Raw genomic sequence first — 13481 nt, forward strand, 5'->3', positions numbered from 1 at the left:
AGCAAGATGAGACGCACGTACGGCATCGCGGGGGTGCTGATCTCGGCGGTGCTCGCGCTGTCCGCCTGTGGCGGCGGCGGGTCCGGCAACGCGGGCAACCCGCTCGACACCTCCAGCGCGGCCCCCAGCGGCTCGGCCTCGGGCGGGGCCGCCGACGCGGGCAAGGCCGTCATCGGCTCCTTCGACTTCGACGAGAGCGTGCTGCTCGCCTCGATCTACGCCCAGGCCCTGGAGTCCAAGGGCGTGCAGGTGGAGGAGAAGCCGCGCATCGGCAGCCGCGAGGCGGTCTACGACCAGGTCAAGAGCGGTGGCCTGACCATCGTCCCCGAGTACAACGGCAACCTGCTCGCCTTCATCGACCTCAAGGCCACGGCCGCCACGACCGACGAGGTCAACGCGGCGCTGAAGGAGAAGCTGCCCGCCGAGCTGGAGGTGCTCGACTCCTCGCCTGCCGAGGACAAGGACAGCCTGTCGGTCACCAAGGACTTCCAGGCCAAGCAGTCCGTGACCACGATGGAGGACCTCGGCAAGGTCTCCAAGACCCTGGTCGTGGGCGGGCCGCCGGAGTTCAAGAAGCGCTGGGAGGCCCGGTTCAAGGAGGTCTACGGGATCGAGTTCAAGGAGTGGAAGCCGACCGGCCCCACCACCGCGGACGCGCTCAAGGACGGCACCATCCAGGTCGGCAACGTCTTCACCACCGACCCCAAGATGACCGCCAACAACCTGGTGCCGCTCCAGGACACCAAGAACGTCTTCCCGGCCCAGAACGTGACGCCGCTGCTGTTCAAGGCGGGCGCGAGCGACACGATCCGCACCACGCTCAACTCCGTCTCGGCCAAGCTGACGACCGACTCGCTGCTCCAGATGATGCAGCAGATCTCCGTCAACAAGGACGAGCCCGCCACGGTGGCCAAGGAATGGCTGACCACCAACGGCCTGGGCTGATCGGCGTGCTGGCGCGGTGAGCGAGTTCACGGGCGAGTTCACGGAGGCGATGGCGCAGCTCGCCGGCGGGGTCGCCGTGGTGACCGTACGCGACGGGCGCGACGACCTCGGCACCACCGTGTCGGGGCTGATGTCGGTGTCGCTGGAGCCCCCGCTCGTGCTCGTCAGCCTGGCCGGCGGCGGCTATCTGCACGAGGTCCTGCTCCGGCGGGACCGCTGGGCCGCCTCCCTGCTGTCGGCGGGGCAGGCGGCCGTCGCCAGCCGCTTCGCCACCCCGGGCAGGCCCAGCGCCCGCCTGCTGGTGGCGGGGCTGCCGCACCATCGGGGGGCGCACACGGAGGCGCTGGTGGTGGAGGGCGGGGTGGCCGCGCTGGAGGCCGAGACCACGAAGGTGGTCCCGGCCGGCGACCACACACTCTTCATCGCCGCCGTGCTCGGCGTGACCTACGTCGACCCGTCGCTCCAGCCATTGGTCCGCCTGCGGGGCCGCTACCGCCCCGTGTGAGGGCCGGCGGCGGCTCCGTCAGCGGCTCCGCCAGCGGCTCCGGCGGCGGCCCGTGCCGGTCAGCGGATCGTGTACCACTCGGGCAGGATCAGCGGGCCGGCGGCGGGCAGGCCCAGCTCGGCCGACAGGCGGGTCAGCGGCCCCCAGGCGTCGAGCCGCATCCTGGCCAGGGCGGCGGACTTGTCCTCGCTGGAGTCCGGGCCGCGCAGCCGCTCCAGCGGGTTGAGCCTGGGGTACATCCGCACCGGCGCGCTGTCGCCCAGCCCGGCCCGCTTCCTGGCGAGGGCCAGGGCGTCCTCCAGGCCGCCGAGCTCGTCCACCAGGCCGTTGGCCCGCGCGTCCGCGCCGGTCCACACCCGGCCGCGGGCCAGCTCGTGCGTACGTTCCCTGCTGAGGTCCCGGCTGCTCGCCACCTTGCCCACGAAGTCGTCGTAGATGCGGTCGAGCCAGGCGTTGACGCGCTCCCACTGCTCGGGGGAGAAGGCGCGCGAGGGGGAGAACATGCCGGCGTTGGCCCCCTCGGCCACCATTTCCGTACTTATCCCCATCCGCTGGAGAAGGTCGGCGAAGACGGGCTTGCCGCCGTACACGCCGATCGACCCGGTCAGCGTCCCCGGCTGGGCCACGATCACGTCGGCGGCCATCGACACGAAGTAGCCGCCGGAGGCCGCCAGGTCGCCCATCGAGACGATGACCGGCTTGACCTTCCGCGTCAGCACCACCTCGCGCCAGACCGTGTCGGAGGCCACGTACGAGCCGCCGGGGCTGTCCACCCGGAACACCACGGCCTTGACGTGCTCGTCGCGGCGGGCCGCCCGCAGCGCGGCGCTGATCGTGTCGGAGCCCATGGCCCCGCCGCCGCCGAGCGGGCTCCGGCCGCTGCGGCCCGACTTGATCATGCCGATGCCGTGGACCAGCGCGATCCCGTCGGCCCCGGGGTGCGGCAGCTTCCTGACGGCGGCGGCGCGGGCGTAGCGGGAGACGTACAGCAGGTTGGCCTCCGCGCCCGCGGCCCGCTTGAGCTCGTCGTACACCTCGTCCCGGTACGCCAGCCCGTCCACCAGCCCGGCCTCCTGCGCCTCGCCGGCCGTGAACGGGCCCCGGTCGATCAGCTCGCGCACCTTCTCCGGGTCCAGCCGCCGCCCGTCCGCGATCCCGTCGATCATCGTCTCGGTGATCGACTCCACGATCCGGCCGATCGACTCCCGGTGCGGCTCGGTCATGTGGTCCTGGGTGAAGGTGTTGGCCGCGGTCTTGTACTCGTGCCGCTGGCCGACCTCGTAGCCGACGCCCAGCTTGCCCAGCGCGCCCTTGAGGAAGCGCTGCTCCACGGCGACGCCGGTGAGCCCGACGTCCCCGCTCGGCTGCAGGTAGACCCGCTCGAAGGCGCTGGCCAGGTAGTAGGGCACGGTGCCGCCCGCGAACTCGCCGAACGTCTCGGCGAACGCGACGGTCAGCTTCCCGCTGGCCCGGAAGTGGAGGACGGCCTCGCGCAGCTCCTGCACCATGGCGAGCCCCAGCGGCGGCCCGCCGATCTTGACGACCAGCCCCTTGACCCGGGAGTCCTGCCGCGCCCGCCGCAGCCCGCCGATGACGTCCGCGAGGCGCGTCTTGCGCATGGACAACACGGCGGCCAGCGGATCCGTCGGCGGCCCTTCCGTGACGCCCTCGGTGAGATCGAGCTCCAGGATCAGCGGGCCGGTGCGCCGCTGGCGAAGCCTGTCGACGGTTTCGAAGATCGCCTTGCCTGCGTCCATACAACTCACCCTAAGCGACACATTTCCGTTCGTGTCTGGGCAGTTCATACGAAGTCCACACTCGGCCGCCGGGAACAATGGATCCGTGCGACCGAACACCGGCAACGCCGGCCCCACGCCCGCCGACACCCTGGTCGAGCGCGTCCACGACCTGGCCGCCGCCGGCCCGCGGGTCGTGCTCGGCATCGCGGGCTGCCCGGGAGCGGGCAAATCCACCCTGGCCCACTGGCTGGCCGACCGGCTCACCACGACCGGCCTGCCCGCCGTGTGGGTGCCGATGGACGGCTTCCACCTCGCCGACGTCGAGCTGGAACGCCTCGGCCGGCGGCACCGCAAGGGCGCGCCCGACACCTTCGACGCCCGCGGCTACCTGGCCCTGCTGCGCCGCCTCCACACCGAGACCGGCACGGTCATCTATGCCCCGTCCTTCGACCGCGACCTCGAACAGCCCCTCGCCGGCGCCATCCCCGTCCCGCCCGAGGCCCGCGTGGTCGTCAGCGAGGGCAACTACCTGCTCCTCCCGCAGGACCCGTGGCCGCTGGTGCGCGCCGCCATGACCGAGGTCTGGTACGCCGACCTCGCCGACCGCGTCCGCCTCGACCGCCTCGTCCGCCGCCACATCCGCTTCGGCAAGGCCCCGGAGGCGGCCGAGCGCTGGGTGGCGGAGGTGGACGAGCCCAACGCCGCCGCCATCCGCGCCACCCGCCACACCGCCGACCTCGTCCTCGACACCGCCGCCCTCCCGCTTACCGCCCGACCGATGTAGAACTATGCAGCTAAGTTCCGTACACCTTAGCTGTACGGTTCTCCTATGGAGCCTGTTTCCAAGCCGAGTCATGTGTTCGACCGCGACGAGGAGTGGGCCGGTCTCGTCCGGTTCGCCACCTCGCCGAGCCCGGACGCAAGGCTGGGCATCGTCAGCGGCCGGCACCGGCAGGGCAAGACGTTCCTGCTGGACGCCCTGGTGGGGGCGATGGACGGGTTCATGTTCACGGCAGCAGAGGAGACCGAGCACCAGGCTCTGGCACGCTTCGGCCGCGAACTGGCCGCCCGGACCGGCGGTGGCCGATACGCCTTCGCCGACTGGGACGAGGCGCTGGAGCGGCTCTTCGCAGTCATCCCCCGGGGTCTCATCGTGATCGACGAGTTTCCCTACCTGACCAAGGCGTCCCCGTCACTGCCCTCCCTGATCCAGCGCGCTCTGGACCCGAGGGGACATGCGCGGAAGAGCGACGCCCGCCTGCTGCTGTGCGGGTCGGCCATGCAGGTGATGGGCCGGCTCCTGTCGGGCAACGCGCCTCTGCGCGGACGCGCGAGCCTGGAGCTGATCGTCAGGCCCCTCGACTACCGGGCGTCCGCCGACTTCTGGGGCATCTCCGACCCCCGTCTCGCCGTGCTGGTGCACTCTGTCGTGGGAGGCACCCCGGCCTACAGACGTGAGTTCGTGGCTGGTGACGCCCCCACCTCCCTCGTCGACTTCGACGGGTGGGTGCTGCGGACCGTGCTCAACCGGCAGATGCCGCTGTTCCGCGAGGCCAGGTACCTCCTGGCCGAGGAGACCGACATCCGCGACATGGTCACCTATCACGCGGTTCTGGGCGCCATCGCCGCCGGAAACGCCACCCGCGGCGGCATCGCCGATCACATGGGGCGTAAGTCGCCGGACATCGGTCACCCGCTGTCGGTCCTGGAGGACTCCCACCTGATCGCCCGCGAGGCCGACGCGTTCAGGAAGGGCAGGACGCACTACCGCATTCGCGAACCATTGATCGTCTTCTACGAGGCTGTGATGCGGAGCGAGTGGCCGCGACTGGAGCGAGGGAGAGCGGAGGCCGCCTGGCGCGACTCCCGGTCCCGCTTCCTGTCCCAGGTGGTGGGGCCGCACTTCGAGAGTCTGTGCCGCGAGTGGGCGATGCTGGCCGGACCCGAGGTCTTCGGTGACCTGCCGGGAGCCGTGGCCGCCGGCACCGTGGCAGATCCTGGCAACCGTACCCAGATCGAGGTGGACGTCGCGGTCCTCGCTCCTGAGGAGCACGGCCGGCCGCGCCGGGTGCTGTCCCTGGGGGAGGTCAAATGGGACAAGGTGCTGACGGTGGGACACGCGGACCGGCTGAGGAGGGCGCGCGACCTGCTGGCGGTCAAAGGGTACGACACCCGGGACACCGTGCTGGCCTGCTACGGCGGCGCGGGCTTCCAGCAGGACATGCCCGGCGACGTGCGGTTGATCGGCCTGCCGGAGCTCTACGGGTGAGGGGCGGGGCGCCCCTTGCCCCCGAGGTCAGGCGGCGGTGCGGGCGGTGGCGGCGGCGGTGGCGCGGTCGGCGGCGACGCGGGCGGTGGTGATCGACGTCCCGCCCGCGCTGTACCGCAGGCGCCGGCCCGTGGCCTGCAGGCGCTGCAGGGCCTGCGCCACCGAGAAGCGCGGGTACGCCTGCCGCATCAGCGCGAACACGCCGGCGACGTGCGGCGCGGCCATGGAGGTGCCGGTCATGGCCACGTACGAGCCCCCGGGCACCGCCGAGCGGATCGCCACCCCCGGCGCGAACAGGTCCACCAGCGGGCCCCGGTTCGTGAACGAGGTCAGCGCGTCGGCGGCGTCGCTGGCCCCCACGGCGACGGCCGTGGAGATGCAGGCCGGGGAGGTGACGCCGGAGGTGAAGCCCTCGTTGCCCGCCGCCACCACGGTGGCCACCCCGAGCCTCTCCAGCGCGTCGAACTGGGGCTTGAGCGCCGACGCGGCCGGGTCGGCGTCGCAGGCCCGGGTGAACGGCTCGCCGCCGCCGAGACTCAGGTTGGCCGCGGCGACCCGGTAGGCCCTCGCCACCCGCGCCACGTACTCCAGGGCCAGCTTCTGGTCGGAGGTGTAGCTGAGCAGGCAGGGCGAGCTGGCCCCCAGGGAGGCGCAGGACAGCGGATTCTCCAGCCGGCTGAACACCTGGACGGCGAGGATGCCCGCCTCGGGGGCCACTCCGTTCGACGGCGCGCCGGAGACCAGGCGGCCGGCCACGATCCCGGCCACGTGGGAGCCGTGGTAGCAGGCGTTGGCGCCGTCCACGACGCACCGGGCCGTGGTCGCGTCGGCCGCCCCGGCGCCGGTCTGGTTCGGCCGCTTGTTCGGGCAGAGCGAGACGGTGCCGCTGCGGGCGTCGGAGGAGGAGAAGCAGGCCTCGCCGACGACGCGGCCGGCGAAGAAGGGGTGGCGGCGGTCGATCCCCGTGTCGAGCACGGCGACCGTCGTGCCGCGGCCGGTCCAGCCGGCGGCGTTGGCCCGGTTCGAGCCGATCAGGTCGGTGCTGACGTCGAGGCCCCGCGGCATGGCGGGCGCGCCGATCGGGGCCGCGGCGCTCAGCTCGTCCTTGTAGACGGCCCGGACGCGGGGGTCCTTGCGCAGCTCGTCGAGCGTGCGCTGGTCGACCTCGGCGACGAAGAAGGTGGAGGAGCCGTTCGCCTTGAGCACCCGGCCGCTCTCGGACGCCTTCTCGATGTCGTTCGCGACGACCTTGACGTTCTGGTCCGGCTTGAGCTCGATGATGCAGCGGACCCGGCTTCTCGTCTGGATCTCCTCCACCAGCTCGTCGCTGACGACGGGTCCGCTGGCGCCCCTGGAGTGCGCGTTCAGCGCCACGGCGCCGTCACGCGGGACGGGCGCCTCCCGGACGGGCCGGGTGTCGGCGTGCAGGGCGGGCGGCGCGCAGAGCGCCGCCGACGTGGCGGCCAGGGCGGCGACGCAGGCGAGCAGGGACCGTAGCCTCACGGGTTCCTCCGGGAATCGGCGTTCGGCCCGGTTCCTCCCCGCCTGCGTCTTGTGCGATGTGAGTGACGATAGTTATTTGACGGTGTTCAGAACGTTCTTTGTCGCCTTCTTCAGCGCGGACGCCGATGGCTTGCTCACCATCCGCACCTTCTCGGCGGCGGTGAGGGCCGTGGTGCCGTTCGTGCCGTGCGCCCAGTTCAGCCAGGCGGTCAGCAGGGCGCTGTCCAGCTTGGCCTTGTTGGTCGTGCCGTTCTTGAGCACCCGGTACGCCTTGCCCAGCGACGAGGCCTTCGTCAGCTCGGGGAACACCTTGCTCGACTTCGCGATCAGCTTCAGATAGCAGGTGAGCGTGGCGTCGGACAGCTTGCCGCTGCTGCGGTGGATCTCGACGGCCCACTTCTTGGCCGACAGCTTCTTGGCCGCCGTGCCGCGCGTGCAGACCGCGGCCGTGGCGGCCGGGGTGGGCGTCACCGTCACGGTGACCGTCACGGTGGGCAGCGGCACAGGGGAGGTCGTCGGCTGCGGGGCCGGCGACTCAGGCGGGTCGTCGGCCGGCGGGTCGTCGGCCGGCGGGTCCGTGGGGGCCGGAGCGGTCTCGTCGGACGGGTCCGGGTCGGGCGCGACGGGCGACTGCGAGATCGTCGGCTGCGGCGTCGCCCCGGCCAGGGCCGCCGCCAGGTCCAGGCGCGGCGTGGTGACCTGCGCGCCGTTCGACTCGTACGTGTACGGCCGCCCCGTCCTCTTCAACTTCTCGACCAGATCGCCGATCGGCGTCTCCGGCTCGGCCTGCTTCATCAGCGCGAGCGCGCCCGCCACGTGCGGCGTCGCCATCGAGGTGCCGCTGTAGACCACGGTCTGGTTGTCCGGCACCGCCGACTCGACGTCCACGCCCGGCGCGAACAGGTCCAGCGCCGCCCCCCGGTTCGAGAAGTCCGCGATGGCGTCGGCGTTGTCGCTCGCCCCGACCGCCACCGCCGAGGAGACACACGCCGGGTACGACGTCCCGTCGAAGGACTCGTTGCCCGCGGCCACCACGGTCGCGACGCCCTTGGCCAGCAGCGCGTCGATCTTCGGCTTGAAGATCGCGCCCTCCTCGCTCGCGTCGCAGCCGGTCTCCGACAGCGCGCCGCCGAGGCTCAGGTTGACCGCCGCCAGCGGCTGGTCCAGCCCGGCCACGTAGTCCATGGCGAGGCGCAGCGACGACTCGAACGCCAGCACGCACGACGCCTCGCCGCACACCCCTTCGTCGTTGACCCGGCTGAACACCTGCACCGCGACGATGCTCGCGCCCGGCGCGACGCCGCCGGAGCCGGCCGCGATGCCCGCGACGTGGCTGCCGTGGTCGCACAGGTTCGTGCCGCCGGCGAGGCACTTGGCGGTCATGGCGTCGGCCGCGCCCTCGCCGATCTGCTCGCTCTGCCCGTTGGGGCACAGGGACTCGACGCCGGCCTCCACGGCGGAGAAGCACGCCTCGGCCACGATCCGGCCGCTGAACCACGGGTGGTCGCGGTCGATGCCGGTGTCCAGCACCGCCACCGCCTGGCCGGTCCCCGTGAGGCCCTTGGCGTGCGCCTGGTCGGCGCCGATGAGCTTGAGGTTGGGGCCCACGTCGGCCGGCGTGTACGTCCGGTCCCGATGGATCGAGGCGACCCGCGGATCGGCGGCCAGCGCGGCCAGCTCCTCCGCGGTGCCCTGCACGACCATGAACGACCCGTTCTGGGGCTTGAGCACCACGTCCACGCTCTGGGCCGCCGCCTGGCTCGCCACGGGCTCGTTCTGCGCCGGGTCGGTCAGCTCGACGATGGCCCGTTCGGTGCCGCCGCCGGCGCCCAGACCGTCCTCGACCTTCTCCTCAGGAGTGGTGGGAGCGGGTGAGGGGGCGCCCGTGGGGACCGCGGTGGGGGCGGGGGTCGGCGTCGGGGTGGGGTCGTCCGCGTAGGCCGGGCCCGATAACGGGATCAGCGCCAGAACGGCCGAACAGACCATCAGGTGGCGAAATCGCACGCGTCTTCCTCCGAAGGGGATGATCTCGGAGTTTAGGGCGATTTCCCCACCAGGCACAGGCCCCCCGTCCGGTTCTCACCGAACTTTCAGTGACCTCACCCTCGACGTTCAGCCGTTCGCGGACGTCCCTTCGTGCGTGAACCACACCGCGCCGAGCGGCGGCACCCGCAGCGTCGTCGAGTACGGCAGCCCGTGACACGGCTCCTCCACCGCCTCGATCCCGCCCATGTTGCCGACGCCGCTGCCCCAGTAGTCGTAGGCGTCGGTGTTGAGCACCTCGCGCCACTGCCCCGCGTACGGCAGCCCCAGCCGGTAGCCGTCGTGCGGCGCGCCGCTGAAGTTGACCACGCACGCCACCGCCGAGCCGTCCTTGGCGTAGCGGACGAAGGAGAAGGTGTTGCCCGAGGCGTCGTCGGCGTCGAGCCAGCGGAAGCCCTCGGGCGAGGTGTCCTGCTCCCACAGCGCCGGGGTGTCCTTGTAGATCCGGTTGAGCTCGCGGACCAGCCGCTGCACGCCCTGGTGCCCGTCGAACTCCAGCACCCACCAGTCGAGGCCGCGCTCCTCCGACCACTCCGAGCCCTGGCCGAACTCGCCGCCCATGAACAGCAGCTGCTTGCCCGGATGCGCCCACATGAACGCCAGCAGCGCCCGGAGCTGCGCGAAGCGCTGCCACTCGTCGCCGGGCATCTTGCCGAGCAGCGAGCCCTTGCCGTGCACCACCTCGTCGTGCGAGAGCGGCAGCACGTAGTTCTCGGAGTAGGCGTAGAGCAGCGAGAACGTCATCTGGTGGTGGTGGTACTGGCGGAAGACCGGCTCGTGGCGCAGGTATTCGAGCGTGTCGTGCATCCAGCCCATGTTCCATTTGAAGCCGAAGCCCAGCCCGCCCAGGTGCACCGGGCGCGACACGCCCGGCCAGGCCGTCGACTCCTCCGCCACGGTCGAGATGCCGGGCGCCTCCCGGTAGCTGACCGCGTTCATCTCCTTGAGGAACTCGACGGCGTCGAGGTTCTCCCGGCCGCCGTAGACGTTCGGCGTCCACTCGCCCTCGCGCCGCGAGTAGTCGAGGTAGAGCATCGAGGCCACGGCGTCCACGCGCAGGCCGTCGATGTGGAACTCCTTCAGCCAGAACAGCGCGTTCGCGACCAGGAAGTTGCGCACCTCGCGGCGGCCGTAGTCGAAGACGTAGGTGCCCCAGTCGGGGTGCTCGCCGCGCGCCGGGTCGGCGTGCTCGTAGAGCGGGGTGCCGTCGAAGCGGGCCAGCGCCCACTCGTCCATGGGGAAGTGCGCGGGCACCCAGTCGAGGATCACGCCGATGCCGCGCTGGTGCATGCGGTCCACGAAGTGGCGGAACTCGTCGGGGGTGCCGAAGCGGGCCGTCGGCGCGTAGTAGGAGGTCACCTGGTAGCCCCACGACCCGCCGAACGGGTGCTCGGCCACCGGCAGCAGCTCCACGTGGGTGAAGCCCATGTCGTCGGCGTACGCGGACAGCTCCTCGGCCAGCTCCACGTACGACAGGCCGGGCCGCCACGACCCCAGGTGCACCTCGTAGATGCTCATGGGCCTGGCCTGCGCGTGCGACTCGCGCCGCTCGACGAGCCAGGCGTCGTCCTGCCAGCTGTAGTCGGACTTGTCCACCACGGAGGCCGTCATCGGCGGCACCTCGGTGCGCCGCGCCATGGGGTCGGCCTTCTCCCGCCAGATGCCGTCCGCGCCCAGGACCTGGTACTTGTACCGCTCGCCGGCCCCCAGGCCCGGCACGAACAGCTCCCACACGCCCGAGCGGCCGAGCGACCGCATGGGGTAGGCGGTGCCGTCCCAGTGGTTGAAGTCGCCGATGACGCGGATGCCGCGCGCGTTCGGCGCCCAGACGGAGAACGCCACCCCCTCGGTGTCCTCGTGCTCCATCACGCGGGCGCCCAGCGCCTCCCACAGCCGCTCGTGCCGTCCCTCGCCGATGAGATGCAGGTCCACCTCGCCCAGGGTGGGCCAATGCCGGTAGGGGTCGCGCACGGTGAACGGCTCGCCGCCCGCGTACTTCACCTGCAACGCGTAGCCGGGCACCTTGTCGAGCCCGGGAACCAGCACTTCGAACACCCCGTGTGCCTGGTGTTTCATGTCAAAGGTGGTGCCGTCGTCGTCCAGCACCACTGTGACCCGCTCGGCCAGCGGGCGCAGCGCGCGGAAGACCACCCCGCCGGCAGTGGGGTGCGCTCCGAGCACGGAGTGCGGATCGTGGTGCGCCCCACCCGCGAGGCGGTCGAGCTCGTTCCTCATCGGCATGCTCCCAACACTGCCTTAAGACGACCGTCCATCCCAGGCTCTGCCCGCATACCCGACACAATCACAGAAAGTGCAAAATCCCGGGTTCATCACAAGACCGTGCCGGGATGGGATAACCCATCCTTTACCGCTATCTGGCTCGACATACTGGTGCGCCGCTCGTCAACCTAGCCAGAAAGGTTGCAGCAATGTACCCGCCACCTGCTTCCCCCACACATCCGTCATATCCTCCGCCTCCTCCGCTCTTACGCCCGGTCCGCGGACCGGCGATCCTCGCGGTCGTGGCGCTCGTCGCCGACTCGCTGGTCGGCGTCGTCGCGGCGGTCATCGACCTCTGGTACGCCGACGTCGTGGACCGGATCATCGCCGACGTGACCTCCGTGACCGACGCGGAGATCGACACCGCGGACCTCGTCTACGCCTTCTCGGGCGTCGTGGAGGCCGTCGCCTACCTCGCCGCGATCGTGGCGTTCCTGGTCTGGCTGTTCCGGGTGCGGGCCAACGCCGAGCTCCTCGCCCCGCACGGGCACCGGCGCTCGCGTCCCTGGCTGATCCTCGGCTGGATCGTCCCGATCGTCTCGCTCTGGTTCCCCAAGCAGATCGTGGACGACATCTGGGACGCCTCCGCCCGCTCGTGGTCGTCCCGCAAAGGGCTGCTCCACGCCTGGTGGGCGGCCTGGCTCGTGGGCGCCTGGGTGTCGAACGTCGCCGCGCGCCTGCTGTTCAACGCCGAGGAGGCGGACGCCCTCGCCACGGCGGCCCGCTTCGACGTGGTGAGCATCGCGCTGATGCTGGTGGCCGCGGTGTTCGCGATCCTCGTGGTGCTGCGGATCACCGGCGAGCAGGAGGCACGGCGGATGGAGGCCGCTCCCGTCCTCCATCCTGGCGCCTCCCGCTGGGCGTGACCGCTCAGCGGGGCCGGAAGGCGGCCAGCGGGATGGGGAGCCAGGTCGGGCGGTTCCTGGCCTCGTAGCCGACCTCGTACACGGCCTTGGACAGCTCGAACGCCCGCAGCAGCACCGCGTCGGCCCGGCCGATCACGCCGCCGCCCTCGCGGTAGCCCTCCAGGAAGGCGGCGCGGTTGCGGTCGGCCCACTCCTGCGCCCGCTCCTCCAGGTCGGCCGCCTCGGCGCGGCCGGCCAGCAGGTGGCGGGCCGCGTAGTCGAACGAGCGCAGCATGCCCGCCACGTCCCGCAGCGGCGACGACAGCGCCCGCCGCTCGGCCAGCGGCTGTCCTGGCTCGCCCTCGAAGTCGAGGACGACCCAGTCCGTCGGCGTGCGCATGACCTGGCCCAGGTGGTAGTCGCCGTGAACCCGCTGCACGGGCACCGCGCCGGTGAGCAGCTCCACCTCGTGGTAGGCCTCTTCTAGCGCGCCCACGTGCGGCCGCAGCTCGGGCACGTCGACCACGGCCCGGACGAGCCTGCGGCGGAACGCCTCCGCCATGCGCTTGATCTCGTACGTCTCGATCGTCGCCGTGGGGAAGGCCGCGGCCAGCTCCTCGTGCACGCGGGCGGTGGCGACGCCGAGCCGCCGCGCCTCGCCCGCGAAGTCGCCGCCCGCCTCGGCGGCGCTGGTCTCGGGCGGGCTGGCGTAGAGGTCGCGGACGCTGGTCAGCGCGAGGTCCCAGCCGTCGTTGGCGTTCGACAGGTACTCCTGCATGATCGCCAGCGTGGTCCCGGTGCCGTCCAGGTCGGCCTCGATCCACCCGTACGGCTGCGCGATGTGCGGCGCCTTCCGCTCCGCGAGGGCCGTGACGATCTCCAGCTCCGGGTTCACGCCGGGGATGAGGCGGCGGAAGAGCTTGCAGATGTAGGCGTCGCCGTAGACGAGCGAGGTGTTGGACTGCTCGGCCCCGAGCACCATGCTGCGCGGCGAGGAGTCGATCTCGGCCCCCTCGACGTGCCGCATGCGCAGGCCGCTGCGGGTCTCGTCGCGCGCCATGCCGTCGAGCAGCCACGCGGTGCGCTCGGGGTCGTGGGTGGCGTCGTAGAGGCACACGCCGTCGATCGAGCCGATCAGGGCGTGGGCGAGCCGGTCGGGCAGGTCGTGGCGCTCGCCCAGCAGGAGCTGGTAGCGGTCGCGGCAGCCGTCCTGCCACACGGCGACGATCAGATGTCGGAGTCCGGGCGTCAGCACGACGTCCGCGTCGATCGACAGCTCGTCGATCGGGCGCCCCTTGCCGCCGAACCAACGTTGGCGGCTGATCCATGCGGCAAGGAGCTCATTCAGCACG

General features: G+C 71.7%; 10 protein-coding genes. 5 read left to right on the forward strand and 5 right to left on the reverse strand.

The window, feature by feature from the left end; genetic code table 11:
• Positions 1 to 6: 6 nt before the first annotated feature.
• A complete protein-coding gene (locus AC27IY_RS46600) occupies positions 7 to 945 on the forward strand; it encodes an ABC transporter substrate-binding protein (RefSeq protein ID WP_364454185.1) in 939 nt (312 codons plus the stop codon).
• A gap of 49 nt (positions 946 to 994) precedes the next feature.
• Entirely contained in the window at positions 995 to 1450 is a 456-nt protein-coding gene (locus tag AC27IY_RS46605) for a flavin reductase family protein (RefSeq protein WP_371251673.1), read from the forward strand.
• Between the two features lie 59 nt (positions 1451 to 1509).
• On the opposite strand, the gene sppA is transcribed toward AC27IY_RS46605, so the two are convergent.
• Entirely contained in the window at positions 1510 to 3207 is a 1698-nt protein-coding gene (sppA, locus tag AC27IY_RS46610; RefSeq protein ID WP_487181868.1) for a signal peptide peptidase SppA, read from the reverse strand.
• Positions 3208 to 3292: 85 nt separating this feature from the next.
• On the opposite strand from sppA, the gene AC27IY_RS46615 reads away from it, so the two are divergent.
• Positions 3293 to 3973 carry a nucleoside/nucleotide kinase family protein gene (locus tag AC27IY_RS46615; RefSeq protein ID WP_487181869.1) on the forward strand — a complete coding sequence of 227 codons (681 nt, stop codon included), beginning with the start codon at positions 3293 to 3295 and terminating at the stop codon, positions 3971 to 3973.
• A 45-nt stretch (positions 3974 to 4018) separates the two neighbouring features.
• Positions 4019 to 5458 (forward strand): ATP-binding protein, encoded by a 1440-nt coding sequence (locus AC27IY_RS46620; RefSeq protein ID WP_487181870.1) that lies wholly within the window; start codon positions 4019 to 4021, stop codon positions 5456 to 5458.
• Between the two features lie 27 nt (positions 5459 to 5485).
• Here the strand turns inward: AC27IY_RS46620 and AC27IY_RS46625 are convergent, their stop codons facing one another.
• From AC27IY_RS46625 to glgB, 3 genes are all read right to left on the reverse strand, one after another.
• The gene (locus AC27IY_RS46625; protein WP_487181871.1) at positions 5486 to 6961 is read right to left on the reverse strand and encodes a S8 family peptidase; all 1476 of its coding nucleotides are present in this window, start codon (positions 6959 to 6961) and stop codon (positions 5486 to 5488) included.
• 72 nt (positions 6962 to 7033) lie between these two features.
• Entirely contained in the window at positions 7034 to 8965 is a 1932-nt protein-coding gene (locus tag AC27IY_RS46630; protein WP_487181872.1) for a S8 family peptidase, read from the reverse strand.
• A 108-nt stretch (positions 8966 to 9073) separates the two neighbouring features.
• The gene (gene glgB / locus AC27IY_RS46635; RefSeq protein WP_487181873.1) at positions 9074 to 11239 is read right to left on the reverse strand and encodes a 1,4-alpha-glucan branching protein GlgB; all 2166 of its coding nucleotides are present in this window, start codon (positions 11237 to 11239) and stop codon (positions 9074 to 9076) included.
• A 287-nt stretch (positions 11240 to 11526) separates the two neighbouring features.
• On the opposite strand from glgB, the gene AC27IY_RS46640 reads away from it, so the two are divergent.
• Positions 11527 to 12150, forward strand: coding sequence for a DUF4328 domain-containing protein (locus AC27IY_RS46640; protein WP_487181874.1), 624 nt, complete (start codon positions 11527 to 11529; stop codon positions 12148 to 12150).
• 4 nt (positions 12151 to 12154) lie between these two features.
• On the opposite strand, the gene AC27IY_RS46645 is transcribed toward AC27IY_RS46640, so the two are convergent.
• Positions 12155 to 13480: a maltokinase N-terminal cap-like domain-containing protein gene (locus AC27IY_RS46645; RefSeq protein WP_423475472.1), complete on the reverse strand. Its 1326-nt coding sequence runs from the start codon at positions 13478 to 13480 to the stop codon at positions 12155 to 12157.
• Between the last annotated feature and the right edge of the window lies 1 nt (position 13481).

Source organism: Nonomuraea sp. B208, assembly GCF_057536035.1.